Below are 16399 nucleotides of genomic sequence, written 5' to 3'. Positions count from 1 at the left end.
TTACGTGCCAAAGTAGTTGTATCAATCTAAATGTATTTATTTAGTATCTTTATTGGCAAAAAACAAAGTGTATCAATCGTTCTTTGATACACTTTGTTCATGACTATTCAGGTTTGATACTACCTCAGCTGATCTCTTTTACTATTTCAGCGATAAACAATTTCTCATCCCGCGATAAAACTAAGTCCAGCTTTTCCTCAACATTAGCAATACTTTTTTCCACTTTAACAAGGTATTCCTCTAATATCGGCGTGACCTGTTCAGAGTATTTTAAAGAGTTGCCTTTGATTACCCGTTCAAAAGCAAAGGATGTATGGACAACCATCTTCAAAATAGTCGAGTTCGAAAAAGTGGTTTTACTATAATTCTCCAATTCGCTCATCCATTGCAACAGTAAGTCGGTAATGTGAACCGGATTCAAATAAACTAGATAAGAACGCAAAGTTTCTTCGCAGAGTTCCTTTATTAGCATGCTGCCGTTGGGCGAACTGTCTGGAGGGAGATTCGCTATATCCTCTCCTGAGACAATTGATCGCAACAGCTGCTCACCCTCACCTTCAATCAAGGACTCTAGTGAAATAAATGGACAATCTGCTTCAGGATCTTTCGTTCCCACTGCTGCCAGGAGCTCATATTGTTCAACCAATACTGGAATTTTCTGCTTCATTTCTAAAACCGAAAGTGTCAGTACTTCAATTACTTCGCTACCATTCCATGAAATAATACTGTTAATCATTTGCTCAAGCTTCTTGGCGGTTCCTTCCCCTGACATGCAAATCGAGAGGATTGCTTTTGGCCGCTGGCTGCGATCTTCATAAAGCTGTAGGGAATTCATGAAATCCTTTTTGACTGAGCTGTAAATAGAATGTAAATCAAAGTTGGTGTAGTTGATTTTTCTGACTACATCTAAGACAACTGCAGTAGTAACATTGGGAATCGAAAGAACTTTTACTCCCGTTTGCTTTTGGATATTCTTATCCATCATGGCTAGAGATCCCATGTCTACCAACAAAAGTACCCCTTTGCCGTTATCAATATTACTCACCTTTTCACATAAAATATCGATTATTTCAGCCGGAGACACTGTTAAAGGCATATCCACCGCTTCAATAGGGGCATAACCCAGCAATTCTGTGGCGACATCCACCATCGAGCTTGCAGTGGAGTTACCATGAGTTGCAACTAGCGCGCTGACTTTTTTGACAGTCTCTAATGAGATGATCGAGGAAAGAAGCATTGTATAATATACTACTTCGATTTCAGGCAGATGAATATCGTATCTTTCCTGAAGCGTAGTACAGATCATCAAAGCAGCCTCATATTCCTTTTTGTTTGTATCAATAATTTCCTGATGGCTGGTGGAAAGAAACAAATTAGTTTTTTCCCCTCTTTTTAAATAGGCATCCAAATGCATGCCCACATAATAATTGAAGCGCCGGTCAAATTTACGATTTAACTGCCGCTCAGCCTGCGCCTTCAGTACATCCACAATCTTAGTGATTTTAGGATTAACAAATTTTTGCAGCGAATATTTAGGCGAATCATTTTCAACGACATTTCGGATATGAATATGCAAATCTGTCAAAATGTACTGATAAATATCCTCCTGAGAAACACCTTCTTCTCGTAATATTTTGACTTTTTTCTCAATGGACTCATAAATATTAAAATCCGCATCTTCATGGTTTTCTTCTTCATCATTGGTGGGATAGACCAGCGTAACTACATCCAAATATTCAGAAATATTCTTGGTGCCAATCATGTTGGAGCGACTAGTCATCCACTCCTGACCTACTTGACTAGGCAAATCCTGGACGTGAATCTCAATTTTCTCTTTTGAGTTGAGATTATTTACAAAGGCCTGTGCACAGACCAGCTGAACTTGTGATTTTAATTGTCCCACATTGCCAAAAGTAGCACTTGATAGTAAAACATTAATGACATCAATATCGATACTAAGAATCTTCTCAATCCGTTTAGCCTCAACTCTAAACAGATATTTCAACAGCTCAATTCTTTCCGGCAGCGAACGCTTAGATAAGGGTGGAATTTCTATCGTCATCGGAATGCGTCGGGTAAAGGTAGACAACAGTACTGAAGATGGATTCTCGGTAGTGGCAAAAATGATTAATACATTGGCTGTACGGCTCTTCCCACTTTCACCTAAACGAGAAAAAGTCTTATTATCCAAAAAGTAAAACAACATCTCTTGCCCCTCTGGCGGGAGGCGATGGACCTCGTCCAGCAGCAAGATTCCACCATTAGCTTGTTCGATTAGTCCGCTTTTTTCTGAAGCGGCCCCCGTAAAAGCCCCTTCAACATAACCAAACAGCTGAGACATCAGCAACTGCGGGTTGTTGTAATAATCAGCACAATTAAAGCTGATAAACGGTCGTCCTTCATCGACAATGCCAGCATACTGTGCATACTGGAAAACCTTCTTCGCAAAAAACGTCTTACCTGAGCCAGTTGGTCCTAACAAAAGCATATGCAATCCGTTAGGTGGGTAGTGAATTGCGGCCTTAGCCTGTGAAATAGCTTTTTTCAGGCTGTCATTATGACCGATCACCGACTGAAAGGGATCACTCTCTCGTCTATTGGATGTGATGGAAGCCGAAGAAAGTTTAAGCGGCTTTTCCTCATCCAAGCTAACGAAATCTTCAATTTCGAAATTCAGATCGCTAGGTTCCATTAGATGATTATCTAATAGAATTTTTAAGGGAATGTATCTTACAGGGTAAGACTTAATCTTTACAACTCGCTCTTCTCGAACCAGCTTATTAAGCTCGGCACTCACATTGGAACGGGCTATTTCCAAGGCCAGAGAGACTTCTTTAGCTGTGCTGCCCGCCTGTTTCTGCAAAGTCTCAGCCGTACTGTCCTCCCATTCCTCTAGTAAATAATGAAAAATCCGGTCAATTCTCTTCATAAGGTCGCTCCCAGTTTTCTTTAATAAATGTCGGCAAACGGATTAAACTTTGACGGTGCCAAGAACTGGCGGAAGCTTTGGGAAAGCTCATCTTCAATTGCATCGTTTTTTCATCCTTCAAACCAATTGCTGTATTCACCACCAAACTATCTGACAAAATCCCTTTAGTCAGTTCAAAGCTGATAATTTCCTTTTGCTTAAGGAAAAAGCCGTCAGAATAGTGCCCGTTTTTTTCATTGTATCTAGCCGCAAAAATAAAATTTTCTGCTAAGTAGATCATATTCGTGATAGGATTCAGCGAACGGATATTTAAAGAAATTAAAGAAATTCCGGCTGTTTTAGAAGCATTTGGCTTGAGAGAATCCATGTAATTAGTAAAGGTATTTTCAGAGATTAGTAAGGCCATTGTTCGTCCTCCCAGGGTCTTTTTTATTTTACGGACATTATATCACCTAAAAAATTGTAAACAAGCTAAATTTTTGCACGTTTAAGTAAAATCTTGCATGTTTCTTCGCTTGTGTACCCAAATCAAAGGTCGAATTTGTTATAATTATAGCTGTACAGTTGCTTATTACAGTTATGACATTTACGGAGGAAAATGAATGAACAGAGTGGAGAGGCAGCAGCGGATTGTCGAGCTGGTAAATGAAGAAAAAAAAGTTTTAGCTAAAGATTTAGCAACAAAATTAAAGGTCTCCGAGGATACCATTCGCCGAGACTTAAGAGAGTTGGATCAAAAAAAGCTTATCAGGCGAATTCACAGCGGGGCTATCCAAGTAGGTCCACCAGAAACAATGTTCCAATACAGAGTCAATAGCAAAACCCACGAAAAAAAATTATTGGCAAAAAAAGCAGTTTCGTTGATTCATGAGGGAAGCGTTATTTTAGTGGATTGAGGAACCAGCAATCTAGCCTTTGCTAAAGCCCTACCTAAATCTTTCCGAGCAACCATTATTACTAACAGCCCTCCAGTCGTGATGGCTTTGGAAATGCATCAAAACTTGGAAATCATTGTTTTAGGCGGCACTTTAAATCATAAATATATGGTGAACATGGGGAGTGAGGTGGCTAACAAGGTGGCTAAAATCCGACCAGATTATTATCTGATGGGCATGTATAATATCGACGTTAGTGCTGGTTTAACAGTACCTACCTTTGAAGAATCATTATTAAAAAAACAGATGGCGGAAGTTGCAACGGAAACCATCAGCTTAGCCACTTCCGACAAACTAGACACAATATCTACCTATGTGATCGGCCCTATCAATATGCTGGATACCATGATAACAACTGTAAAGGACACCGAAGCCTATGCTGAAGCAGGTATTAAAGTTTTGTATTGTGAGGATGATGAGTAGTTTTGGTTAGGACATATTGAAAATCACGTTAGAAACGATATGATAATTTTGTTATTTAATGTGCTTTTACCAAGGACTACCATCATCTCACGTGATCACTTTTCTCCTAAGCAATTTGTCAACGCAAAACCTGCAAAACATTCGTGCCGACTTATACGTGATGGGCATCTACAATATCGACATTGATGCCGGAACCAGCGTACCAACCCTGCAGGAAGCCGAAATTAAACAGCAAATGACCCGGGTCTCCACCGAAGTTCTGGGAATGATCACTAACGACAAATTCGGTACCATCAGCAATGCTATCGTGGGGCCGGTAGATGATTTGAGCTTTCTGATTTCCGAGGATATTCCAGAGAAGGTGCGCAAGGAGTACAATAAGAAGAAATTGTTGTTGATTGATTGAGTAGTCAATCATTAATACATGAAAAAATCCCTTTGTACACAATTTTTTGGGCCGCTGATAAAGGGATTTTTTTGGGTAGTTATTAGTTAGCTGTTAAACCTAAATTGGGAAGCTTGTTCTGATCTTAGCTCCTTATCTAAAAAAGTACTGCATCATTTTGTCATAGATGCAGTACCCTTTTTAGGTTACTTCATATTATTTTTAATCCGTGTGGTCACACCGCTTAAGTTGTAGCATTCTGCGTAATCACGAATTGGACGTTTGATGTGGTCGATTACATAGCGTTGACCATCAATATTGTGTGCTTTCAGGTTTACGTACATTTTTTCGATTTCAGTCTTAACTTCGTCATCATTAAAGGTGTAGTGACCAGCGATATCCAAAATCTCAGCCTGCAGCTGCGGATCATTTTGTTCCATGATTTGGTCAACGGTTAGTTCTTTTTGTTCGCCGACCATCCATTTTCTCCAGCGTTCACTTTCGATCGCATGCTTTAATAGTACATCGTGTGTATTAGATGCCTCTTCAATTAGGCCGTACTCAACTAATTTGGCTTCAACAGCTGCCAGATTCAAGTAAGCTCGTGTTTCTTCCGTTCCATATTGAGGTGCCACGTTGGTTGCCGTAATTTGTGAGGGAATGTGCTCCAACAAGGTTACATCATCTAAGTAATCACCATTGTGTTCCTTCAAGCCAACACCATAGGATTTGGCCATTTGTGCCAAGTCATACGCATTTTTGAAATTAAAGGTGCCGACTTGCTCTGTTTTACGGGTTAAAGTGCCAGTTTGTCCAACGATAAAGGTCGGCATTGGCAATCCGCGTTTTTCCAACTCCTCTTTCAATCGCAGAATAAAGGTTTCATAGGTCTCAGTCGAGGTTAAGCCGCCGTTCGTTTCTTCTGTTCCTACTTCATAACCGATTTCTGGTAAATTGCGGGCTTTCCGCTCTTGTTCACAGTATTCGATTAAATCCACCGTTCGAGACAATACAGTATCTAAAGGAATAACCTTGCCTACTTCAAATGGATCTTTGGTTGGATCAATCATCAATAGATCAAAGCCAGCTTCAATATCTGCCAGGTAAGATTGTTTACCCAGCGCCATCGCTTTTTCCGTTGGCAGGTGATCGTTGCGTTCTTTATCCCGCTGCCATGGACCACCGTGGTCGCGACATAAATAGTATAAGTTGTCATAATCGATTTCCGCGGCTACTTCTTCCACTGCTTTGGCAAACGTAAATTGGTTCCAGCCATTCACATAACCGCCGCCTAATTCGTCGGCATCCACTTGGTTTCGGCTGGCAATAAACATGACCGGATAATCGTCTTCTTTAGATAACTCCAAGGTTGCTTGTACACAGTTTTTTGACATCGGTCCAATGCCAAGAAGTGTGGCACTTTCCCCTGTAGCCTGTAAATCTAATAGTCCCTCTACGACTGCTTTAATCGGTAATTTTTCCATGTTAAGTCCCTCTCCATTTCCTAACTTTTTTGATATCAGATCCTTATCACAACTAAAGTATAGGCTGGATTGCGGCGGGTGAATATTACATTTCCTTGCAACAAGTCTGTGCATCAACCTAGAACTTGTTGCAGGTAAAAATTACTTGTTGCAGCAAAAAAAAAGCCCTCAGCTGGATTTAACCGAGAACAATTTTTTTAGTAACATAAGGCTTAAGTTTCAGGTGTGATTAAGTCATAAATCAGCGATTGAATTTTGCTGCTGCCGTCGATGGTATAATCTGGCAGATACTCCTGAGAAAGTATTGGATGGTTGCGGCGGTTAATCCAAATCGCCTGCCAGCCGGCTTTTTTTGCGCCAATGATGTCATTGAAGTAAGAGTCGCCGATGTAATAGGTGTTAGCCTTATCTAACTGCATGACAGCTTCCACCTGCTGGAAAATCTGAGGATCTGGTTTGGCAATTCCCAGCTCGCCAGAGACAAACAGGTATTCCTCAGGCACCCATTTGTGCAGCTTTAGCTGTTGAATCTTTTTCCGCTGATGCTCAGCTGGACCATTGGTAATGACGCCAAGCTGAATTCCGTGCTTCAGACATAAATCCAACGCTTCCTCCATATCTGGATCTAACTGCAGCTGACTTTGATAATCTTGATATTTTGCTTGAAACTCAGCGCCCTCTTGATCAGTAATTCGACGATCAAAATGCTCCAGAGCTTTCTTTATGCGATAAATCTGCATCTCCAGTTTGCTGATCACACCATCCTCGGACTGCTGGAAGACTTCATCGCTGTAAATGCGGCTGTACTTAAAAAGCTCCTCAATCGGAATGGTCGGATCATGAAAAACATCTTCAAAAGCCAGCTGAAAAGGTGTCAACTGGTCGTATAGTGTATCGTCAACATCAAAAATAATGGTCGTCATTTTTTCTCCCCCTGTGTTAAAAAGTGTGAAGCAAGCAATCAGACCTCTACTTCGCACTCTCTCATTTTACAATAAATGCTTCGTCGTTACGACCTGTGTACGTAAATTAAGCTGCCCCTTATTTAATTCGAGTTTGCATTCTGAGTGCTCATTGGTCTATTTAGAAGTGAGCTAGCCATCCCGCTCTCTCCTATCTTTTTGTTATTTTATAAATTATTTAATCATTTGTGATTAACCTTTTGACGAGAGATACTTCTCTGGTTCTCGTCTCGGTGATGTAGTCTGCATGGAAAGCACTTATGAAATCAGCTGTTATATTATCCATTAGATCTATCGTATTCATTTATTGCTCTCCACTTCATGGACGCAAAAGATAAAAGAGATTTTCCATCCGTTCATTTTTTTATAAACCCTGCGTCAATCCTGAAACAACCAAAAAATCGTTTCTATTATTCATAGTTATTTTTATAAAAATCTCATTAATATTTCATAAAAATCAAAGAGCAACTGCTAATAAAATCCGGATCTCTTGTTCTAAAACCCGCTTTTTTGATCAATTTAACTCTTTATAATAATAACATCGATAATAACTTTATTTTTCACAACAAACACCAGATAAAACATACTATTGACAAAAGATAACCGTTTCCATTAGAATAAATTCAAACAAAAAACATTTGGTATTTTTTATGGGAGATGAAATAATGGAAAAAGTGGAAAAATTAGGGCAAAGACAAGTATTTACAATCAAAAGAAGGGACACTTTAGAAAAACGTTTTAACAACTATTTTAAAGAGACTCAAGATGCTATTCACGTTATCTATTGGGCGATTGCGCTATTAGTACGCAATGGGTTAAGTGCGTCTAATTTTTCCTTCATCGCTAAGGACTTAATTCGTTCCCTGTTTCTCGAAAATGATGATGTTCGTGCTATCCCTCTTTCCTGCATCTATTTCCGCGATTATTTTAATGATGCCGAATGGCAAGTAATCATTAACCGACTATTCAGCAGTCAAGAAGAATTTACCCAGTTAACTGAAAGTACCCGATTATATATAGAGAACCTGCGTCCGTTATTGAATTCTGGAGAACAGCCCACCAATACGAAAACCAATATGATTTCCTTCTTCAAGGATGCCAATGGCAAAAGACACAGCTGGAATCTAAGCAATGTGAATCCATCGATCACAAAAGAGCAGCATTATGCCCTGCTGTCAATCTTAGGAACCTTAGATATTTTTGAAAAGGATGGCGTACGTCGTTTTGTTGAGCCGATTTATGCTGATTTCTTAGTCTATAAATCAGGCTTTGACAGCAGAACTGAAGAAGAGCTGGCTACATTACAAGCCCATCCTGGTAAATTGCTGCCAGTGAATACTAAAGAAATCGAAACCGTTGAAAGCGAAGAAATTTTGAATGAAGAACGCACAGCAGATCAACATCCAGAGACAGCTTCTGCTGAGGAAGCACAAAAAGAACAAGAAATTCAAGCCAAGCGAGAGTTTCTTTTGAAAGACTTTGATCGGTCCACTGTACCGGAGGAGGAACTTCCTAATCTGGCTATGAAGGCCATCCTGGAAGACAAATCATTAAGGGAGGTGCAGCTGGAAATGCAGCAAGAACAGGTCCAGGCTGGCAAAGAACAGCAGGCAGAAAATCCGTCCCCCCCAAAAACCACTTAGCACCAAAGAGCGCTTCAAACAACTGCTGGAGCAAAAGCAGCGAACTACATACGGCAGGCAAGGACTGATCAATCAGATTAACAAAAGGGGTAAAAAACGGAAATAGCTGTCTTCGACTACTCATTTACGTACCGTTACCTGTAAGAACCGATTCCCTAAAAAGAGAACCGGTCCAATCCTTGTGTCTATTTAGCTACTTCGACTTGCTCGTTGGTCTTTTCTTTTTTCGCCTCAGTCTTTTCCTCCACTAGACTTGGTTTAGTGAAGTGCAGAATGGCTGCGGAAACAGCGGCTCCAGCAACGATGGCAATCGCGTACCAGACTTTACCGTTCACCACTGGCAGAATTATGAAGCCGCCATGAGGAACTAAGGCTTCCACCCCGGTAGCCATTCCAAGTGCGCCACCGACTGCACTACCGATAATGATTGCTGGCAACACCCGCTTAATATCTTTAGCGGCAAAGGGAATGGCTCCTTCCGTGATTCCGATTAAGGACATGAAGAACGCTGAAATCCCCAAGTCGCGATCTTCCGCCGTATATTTTTTGCGATCGATAAAGGTGGACATGGCTAACGCCAAGGGTGGAATCGCGCAAGCAATCCGGTGAGCGCCGTTTGGTCCATACACGCCTTCAGCCATTAATGCTAAAGTAAATGCAGTGGCTGTTTTGTTGATAGGGCCTCCCATGTCGATAGCGGTCATGGCACCAATAATCAGTCCCAGCAGGATAGCACTGCCGCCTTGCATTTGACCAAGCACCTGAACCAGCCAATCCATTGCTGCGCCAATCGGAATGGAGATAACATAAATGTAGAACATGCCTAAAACAAAGGTAGAGACAACTGGCACGATTAGAATCGGCATAATAGTGCGAATGGTTGCGGGCACCTTCCAGGTTTTGCACCAACGGACAAAGTAACCGGCTGCCACACCCATAATCATAGCGCCCAAGAATCCTGTTTTAACCTGTCCTTCTCCAATTGGGTTATTGGCGACAAAGCCTAGAATCATTCCGGGTACCAAGCCAGGTTTACCCGCTAATGAATTAGCAATGTAGCCAGATAATAGCGGAATCATCATGGCAAAACCAGCGGCACCCAAATCGTTCAGATTTTGCATAAAGGGACTGGTGATTTCCATGCCAGCATCAGTAGCCGTTCCAGTTGCCAACGCCACCGCTAAGAAAATACCTCCGACTACTACTGACGGCAGCATGAAGGAAACCCCAGTGTTAAAGGCTTTTTGAACGTCTTTAAAGAATTTATTTTCTTTTTTCATTTTTTCTCTCTCCCTACCCTTTTATAGTTTTTCAGCTTGATCCAGATATTTTTCTGGGTATTTAATGATCTCTCCAGGCTCAACTGAGAGTGATTTGCCCGCATCAATCTTTTCTTCGAAGCGTTCACCATCTTCCACATCAATCGCTACAGCCAAAATCAGTACATCAGCTTCATCAATCGTTTCCTGCTCCAATTCGTTCTCAATTCCCATACTGCCCTGCGTTTCTACCTGAACCTCATACCCACGTTTTTTACATTCCTTTTCAATAGCTTCCTGGGCCATATAAGTGTGTGCGATCCCTGTTGGACACGCTGTTACTGCTACTACTTTCATGTTGTTTTCCTCCTACTTCGTATTAAAGTATTTATTTTTCTCTGAAAAATAAGTCTGTTTCTCTCCACGAGTACCATTCCACTAAACTTATCGTATTTTAGCTGGATTTTGCTGCTTGACCGGTTTCCGATCTTTGGTTCCTGCAAAAAGTGGAACTGGCAACTATTTCGTATTATGGTATTTATTTTTCTCTGAAAAATAAGTCTGTTTCTCTCCACGAGTACCATTCCACTAAACTTGCCGTAATTTGGTTGGATTTTGCTGCTTAACTTGCTTCCGATCTTTGGTTCCTGCAAAAAGTGGAACTGGCAGCTTAGATTGAAATTGAACTTAATTGTTCGAAGATTTTGTTTTTGTCCGTCTCGATTAATAATTTTGCTCTAAACTCTGTATCCAATAATTTTTTGCTTAATTGTGAAATGAATTTAAGATGCAGCTTGCCTTCGCTATTTTTAGGAACGCCAATTAGAAAGACTAAACGGACCATTTCCTCATTTTTTGTTGTCCATTGGAAGGGTTCCTTGGTTCTTAAAAAAGCAATAAACGGATGAACCACTGCATCGGTTTTTCCGTGCGGCATCGCAATGTCATAACCGATCGCCGTGGGTATTTCTTCCTCCCGGCGTTTTACTGCCTCGTACAATTCGTCTGCTTCAGCCACATACCCGACAAATTCGGCAGTTTCAATAATGAAGCTCAGCACTTCGGCTTGTTGCTTCAATTCGCTGTCTAAAAAAATTAAATCTGTTGAAATGACAGTCTTGCTTTCCTGAATTTTTTCCACACTAATCACTCCCAAGCTTTTTGTACAACTCATCTTTCGAGGTTGCTTCGCGTATCTCCCGCAATTGTTCACTGTTGTCGATAATGTTGTAAATGTCTGATAAGATATTTCGTGTTTGGAAAGTATCTTGTTTGGCAATACAAATCAGAAAAACAATATCCACGTAATACTTGTTCCATTTAAATTTTTTGCTGTTTTTTACTACAACAATGGTCGTTTGATTCACATAAATTGAATTTCCATGGGGTACCGCGGTTCCTGAAGGCAAATCAGTGCCTCCTAGTTCTTCTCTTTCCAGCACCGTTTCCGTAAATTCCGGCTGTACAATCTGGCGTTCAATCAACATTTCTCCAATTTGAGTAATCAATTCCTCTTTGGAAATGAACGCTGAATTTACATACAGCGATTCCATTCGAACGAACTTCTTTAGATGATGACTCTGTACTAACTGAACAACCTTGTTCACCTTGTTAGGTCCGTAACCTGAATTTTTAATCCGTTCAATATCCTTACTGGTTAAAAAGGGTGAAACCATGATTACTTCTTTTTCCGGAATATCTACTTTAATCGTTGAAATGATCAAATCGTACTGATCAAAATCCGTATGCTCCAGTTCTGGCACCGATGCTGCTTCAAAGGTGTCTAAGGAAGGCAGTACATTTTTGATGCGATTAATCAGCAATTCAGATGTGGCAATTCCCATCTGACAAACGATTAGGACCTTGCGATTCATTCTTGCTCGTTCGATCGCAGCCTGAAAGTACATCGTCAAAAAGGCAATCTCATCTTCATTGAAACTAATTCCCAACTCCTGCTCGCATTCACTTAGGACCACCCAGATCACATTAAAGGTCAGCGAAAATTCGTTTTTGATTTGTGCCGTAAAGGGATTTTCAGTTTTATTGTTTGATTTCAACCGGTAGATCATGGGCGGAATATGATTTTTCAGCTGCTCCTCCAGCTTTTGATCACTGGAGAAGTTGATGTTTAAGGCTGCTGACACCTTGTTTAGCAGCTGATCAACAATTACTTCATCAATCTCATCCTCTGGCAAAGGCTCAAACCGGTTAGACACTAAATGCAGTGACAAATACTGCACATCTTCATTGGTATAAGAAAGCTCCAATCGCAACGCTGCTTTGTGCAGCATTCGGACAGCACTTTCTTCAAAGAAAACATTTGCTTCTACTGTACTGCTGCTGGTTTGTTCCTCCAGGTGATGCTGCTTCATTATCCTGAAGACTAAAATAATAAAAATATTCAAAATATTTTGAACATAGTAATCAGAAATGGCATTAACGTTTTCTCTGACATAGGTATACAAAATATTGGAGCACACATTAATCAGTCTTTCCCCATAATAGGGATTCAGCAGTTTAATCTTTTCCGCAAAGTCATCCTCCGAATAAATATCCGAATTGCTTAACAAATAGCGGTTAAACTGCAGCAACGCTTTTTGAATATCTTCCTCTGAGCCAAGCAAAGAGGTTCCGTGAACATCACTGCACAATTTGATATCTGATCCAACATTCAAAATTTTCATGATGAACTCAAAATCTTTAATAATGGAAGACTTGCTTACCATAAAGCTGTCTGATAAATGGTTAAAACTTACTAACCGTTCTTTAAACAGCAGCAGATTCATAATTTGGATTCTGCGGTTAAAGGTGTCGTATACATCACTTCCTTCTTGCTCCTTAGTCAGCTCGATTTCCTTTAGTCCCCGCAGAGCAATTCCCACGCCACGCTTCTTTTCAAGATAATCACCAGAGCTTTGGACATAGTCCTCAATAATCCCCAACTCGATGTGTGTGGTTCGTTTGGAAACCCCCAGCTTGCTGGCAAAATACTCAACGGTTTGAAAATCGTGCTCTTGTGTTAACAATTCCAATAACTCTTTTTGTCTTTTGGTGAGCATAATGATAAACACTTCCTAACTATCTGGAATAAAGGCCTGTATCTCTGATAGCGTTATCATGATCATGACCTAAGTATAAGTGGTATTTAAATGCTTGAATATAACAATTCGTTGCAACAAGTCGCTTCAACATCTTGTACACTTGTTGCAAAAAAAAAGAAGCTGCTGTTGTAGAAACAACCTTTTCTTATTATAGCTGAGAATTGCTTTAGGCGGACTGCTGCTGAGTTAAAGGCAAATATACTCCCGCTTGATTTTCAAAAGCCTCATTTATTGCTTAATTTATAAACAAAAACAACTGAAAAAAATCTGAAAATATGCTTGATTTTTCACCTAAATTTAGTCCATAATGAAAACGTATTCCGTCTAGCAAGGAGAGAATCAAATGACCAAAACACTACTTGGCTTCCGTCAAGTCTTTAACCTCACCCGCCAAAGCCTTGAAAAGCGTTTGTTGGCTTATTTTAAAGAGACCGACGATGCTGAATATATTATTGAATGTGCTGTTGCCGCCCAAGTGCGCAATGCTCACAGTAAAGAGGACTTTTCTTTTTTAGCCAAAGACCTGATTCGTTCTTTGCTGCTTACAGGCGAGCGTCTTCCTTCAAAGAATCACCTTTGTCTTTTTTTCCGCGGGTATTTTTCAGAAGACGAGTGGCGCAGCGTACTTGTCCGTCAGTTTGAGTGCCCAGGAGATTATCTATCTGCTGCTAATAAATATGCCCCGACGATCAATTCATTGGAGCCCTTATTATCCTCCGGCAGCCGCGAGGTCCCTGACAGGGCAACCTTGATTGCTCGTTTTAAAGACGGTGCAGGTTATTTTCACGAGATAAAGATAAAAAATGCTATTATAGATATTTCACCCTACGATACTCGGGAGCTTTCTCGGGTTTTGATTTTGTTAACCGGGCTTAAACGAAATGGTGTTCGCAGCTTTGTAAAGGCTATTAGTGCAAATCGCGAGCGCATTATCGAAGTACGCAAGAATGATTTAGTCTTTATCAATGATCGGTTGGGAGATAAGCCCCTTTTCTCACGTGAATGGTTTATTAATGACAAATAATCTTCTGATTCCTTCAGTTCTGCTTTGCCTAAACTATTATTAAGGAGCCATCAATATGCCAACAAAACCATTGGAGCAGCGGCAGCTTTTTAACACCAGCCGTGAAAAATTAGAACAGCGATTTTTAGAATACTACCAGGAAACTCAGGATAGTGCCTATATGATCGAATGCGCTGTTGCTGTCCAAGTACGAAATGCTTACAGCAGAGATGACTTTTCATTTTTCATGAAGGATTTCATCCGCTCATTGTTCCTGACTGGGAAAAAGCTTCCTGAAAACCGCAACCTGTATTTCTTCTTCCGTGATTATTTTACTGAGGAAGAATGGCGAACACTCGTTAAACAGCTGTTTGAAAGTCCTGAGGAATATCTGACCTATGCTTCTAAAAACCAAGCTACTTTGAAAACTTTAGGTCCTTACTTATCTTCTGGCAGCCGCGAGGTCGAAGAGGATGCTACCTTGGTTGCTCAATTTGAGGATGGGGCCAAAAAGCCCAAAATATTAAAAATAAGACGAATTGCTCGCCAAGTAGTCCCTCCCGCCCATTCACGGGATCTATTGCATATCATGACCTATTTATCCATTTTTCAGAGAAATGGGGTTACTTGCTTCGCGAAAATTATTAAAGCCCATACTGATTATGTTGTTGAACGGTATCGGGAGGACTACCGAGGAGCAGAACCGAAAACCTATAATCTGCCTAAACTTACGCCTTAAGCAAAAAAATGCACCCTCACACAAAAGCTGCTGTGAGGGTGTTTCGTCTGTTGGACTGTCGCTCTTTGCTTGCAGACAAAAAAGGCCTGTCGATCCTAACAGACCTAGTAAAACTATTTCAATATTCGGCGTATCCATTTCAAATTCTTCTCAGTATAGGGTGGGAAAATAAATGGCGTATCCATTTTCTTAGAGGACAGCACACTGCGGGCATTCGAAAATGTTTCAAAGCTGTACCTGCCATGATAGGACCCGATTCCCGACATGCCCACCCCACCAAAAGGCAGCTTATCAGAAACCAAATGCATCACCGTATTATTGATGCACAGCCCACCTGAGCTGGTTTCGTTAATTATTTTCTCCTGCTGCTGCTTGTTTTGCGAGAAAATGTACATCGCCAACGGTTTAGCCATTTTATTTATTTCCGTAATGGCTGCATCCAGATTGCTGTAGGAAATCACCGGTAAAATCGGTCCAAAAATTTCCTCCTCCATAGCAGCCGAATTCCAAGAAGCCTCTAAAAGAGTCGGCTCGATATACCGATCATCCGGATTTATTTGACCGCCAGACAACCATTCATCCTGTGTTTTTTCCAATAAATCAGCCAAGCGGATAAAGTGCTTCTCGTTAATAATCCGCGCATAGCTGTCACTTCTTTCCATGCGTGTGCCGTAAAACTCCGTCAGCACATTTTGAACCTCCTGAATAAAGGCATCCTTGACACGTTGATGAACGACCACATAATCAGGGGCTACACAGGTTTGCCCAGCATTGACGGTCTTTCCCCAAATAATTCGTTTGGCCGCCAAGCGTACATCGGCATTCTCCGTAACAATCGCAGGACTCTTGCCACCTAATTCCAAGGTTATCGGTGTTAAATGCTCGGCTGCTGCCTGCATGACAATTTTGCCGACCTTTTCGCTGCCTGTGAAAAAAATATAATCAAAAGGACAGCTTAATAATGCATTATTCGTGGCCACGCCACCTTCAACTACCGAAACATAGTTCGAATCAAAGGTATTCTTGATCAGCTCACTCACGACCCGCGAAAAATTCGGCGTCAATTCAGAAGGTTTAATTACCGCACAATTACCGGCCGCCAAAGCGCCAACTAATGGTTCAATCAACAACTGGAAAGGATAATTAAAGGGACCAATTACCAACACAGTTCCATAAGGCTCGTAATGAATCCGGCTGCTGGAGGGCCATAAGAAAAACGGCGTACTGACTCGCTGATCCTTCGCCCACTTGGGAACCTTTTTAATCATACTGCTGAGACTTTTTAAGACAAAACCGATTTCTGTAGCATAGGATTCCAAGGGATGCTTGCCTAAATCCTGCTGCAAGGCCTCCATTAATTGTTGTTCATAGTCCACAATACTTTGCCGCAAATTTTTTAATTGCCTCACCCGAAAATTTGGGTCTTTGGTTTGATGCGTGGCAAAAAACTGCTGGTGCTTTTCCAGCAATTGTTTGGCTTCTTGTTCCGTCCATTCTTCTGCCAAGGGGAATCCGCTCCTTTTTTTGCTTTCTTAT

14 protein-coding genes and 1 pseudogene are annotated in these 16399 nt (G+C 40.9%); 6 read left to right on the top strand and 9 right to left on the bottom strand.

From position 1 onward, the window contains the following. Positions 1-124: 124 nt before the first annotated feature. Positions 125-2929 (bottom strand): sigma-54-dependent transcriptional regulator, encoded by a 2805-nt coding sequence (locus I588_RS05770; protein WP_010758030.1) that lies wholly within the window; start codon positions 2927-2929, stop codon positions 125-127. Next, positions 2916-3335 carry a hypothetical protein gene (locus tag I588_RS05765; RefSeq protein ID WP_010758029.1) on the bottom strand — a complete coding sequence of 140 codons (420 nt, stop codon included), beginning with the start codon at positions 3333-3335 and terminating at the stop codon, positions 2916-2918. Before I588_RS05765 ends, I588_RS05770 begins: the two co-directional genes overlap by 14 nt. A 196-nt stretch (positions 3336-3531) precedes the next feature. Here I588_RS05765 and I588_RS26395 point away from each other — a divergent pair, with 196 nt between their 5' ends. From I588_RS26395 to I588_RS05755, 3 genes and pseudogenes are all read left to right on the top strand, one after another. Next, complete coding sequence (locus tag I588_RS26395; protein WP_010758028.1) at positions 3532-3825, top strand: DeoR family transcriptional regulator; 294 nt, start codon at positions 3532-3534, stop codon at positions 3823-3825. A gap of 12 nt (positions 3826-3837) precedes the next feature. Then, a pseudogene (locus I588_RS26390) lies at positions 3838-4287 on the top strand (DeoR/GlpR family DNA-binding transcription regulator); the annotation flags it as partial. 58 nt (positions 4288-4345) lie between these two features. After that, positions 4346-4693, top strand: a complete 348-nt coding sequence (locus I588_RS05755) for a DeoR/GlpR family DNA-binding transcription regulator (RefSeq protein WP_010758026.1) — start codon at positions 4346-4348, stop codon at positions 4691-4693. A gap of 185 nt (positions 4694-4878) precedes the next feature. Here the strand turns inward: I588_RS05755 and I588_RS05750 are convergent, their stop codons facing one another. Further along, positions 4879-6156 carry a class II D-tagatose-bisphosphate aldolase non-catalytic subunit gene (locus I588_RS05750; protein ID WP_010758025.1) on the bottom strand — a complete coding sequence of 426 codons (1278 nt, stop codon included), beginning with the start codon at positions 6154-6156 and terminating at the stop codon, positions 4879-4881. Between the two features lie 212 nt (positions 6157-6368). After that, positions 6369-7079 (bottom strand): HAD family hydrolase, encoded by a 711-nt coding sequence (locus I588_RS05745; protein WP_010758024.1) that lies wholly within the window; start codon positions 7077-7079, stop codon positions 6369-6371. Between the two features lie 704 nt (positions 7080-7783). Here I588_RS05745 and I588_RS26385 point away from each other — a divergent pair. Further along, a complete protein-coding gene (locus tag I588_RS26385) occupies positions 7784-8761 on the top strand; it encodes a hypothetical protein (RefSeq protein ID WP_010758023.1) in 978 nt (325 codons plus the stop codon). A 185-nt stretch (positions 8762-8946) separates the two neighbouring features. Here I588_RS26385 and I588_RS05735 read toward each other — a convergent pair whose 3' ends face one another. From I588_RS05735 to I588_RS05720, 4 genes are all read right to left on the bottom strand, one after another. Beyond that, a complete protein-coding gene (locus I588_RS05735; RefSeq protein WP_010758022.1) occupies positions 8947-10041 on the bottom strand; it encodes a PTS fructose transporter subunit IIC in 1095 nt (364 codons plus the stop codon). A gap of 21 nt (positions 10042-10062) precedes the next feature. Beyond that, the gene (locus tag I588_RS05730; protein WP_010758021.1) at positions 10063-10377 is read right to left on the bottom strand and encodes a PTS fructose transporter subunit IIB; all 315 of its coding nucleotides are present in this window, start codon (positions 10375-10377) and stop codon (positions 10063-10065) included. 313 nt (positions 10378-10690) lie between these two features. Further along, positions 10691-11161 (bottom strand): fructose PTS transporter subunit IIA, encoded by a 471-nt coding sequence (locus I588_RS05725; RefSeq protein ID WP_010758020.1) that lies wholly within the window; start codon positions 11159-11161, stop codon positions 10691-10693. A gap of 1 nt (position 11162) precedes the next feature. After that, entirely contained in the window at positions 11163-13079 is a 1917-nt protein-coding gene (locus tag I588_RS05720; protein WP_010758019.1) for a BglG family transcription antiterminator, read from the bottom strand. Positions 13080-13464: 385 nt separating this feature from the next. Between I588_RS05720 and I588_RS26380 the strand changes: the two genes are divergently transcribed. Then, positions 13465-14145 (top strand): hypothetical protein, encoded by a 681-nt coding sequence (locus I588_RS26380; RefSeq protein ID WP_010758018.1) that lies wholly within the window; start codon positions 13465-13467, stop codon positions 14143-14145. Positions 14146-14200: 55 nt separating this feature from the next. Next, positions 14201-14863 (top strand): hypothetical protein, encoded by a 663-nt coding sequence (locus I588_RS26375; protein WP_010758017.1) that lies wholly within the window; start codon positions 14201-14203, stop codon positions 14861-14863. 113 nt (positions 14864-14976) lie between these two features. On the opposite strand, the gene I588_RS05705 is transcribed toward I588_RS26375, so the two are convergent. After that, positions 14977-16368 carry an aldehyde dehydrogenase gene (locus I588_RS05705; protein ID WP_010758016.1) on the bottom strand — a complete coding sequence of 464 codons (1392 nt, stop codon included), beginning with the start codon at positions 16366-16368 and terminating at the stop codon, positions 14977-14979. Positions 16369-16399: the final 31 nt, after the last annotated feature.

This window comes from Enterococcus pallens ATCC BAA-351, from assembly GCF_000407485.1.
Taxonomy (GTDB): domain Bacteria; phylum Bacillota; class Bacilli; order Lactobacillales; family Enterococcaceae; genus Enterococcus_A; species Enterococcus_A pallens.
This window is presented reverse-complemented; position numbering and strand designations above follow the sequence as displayed.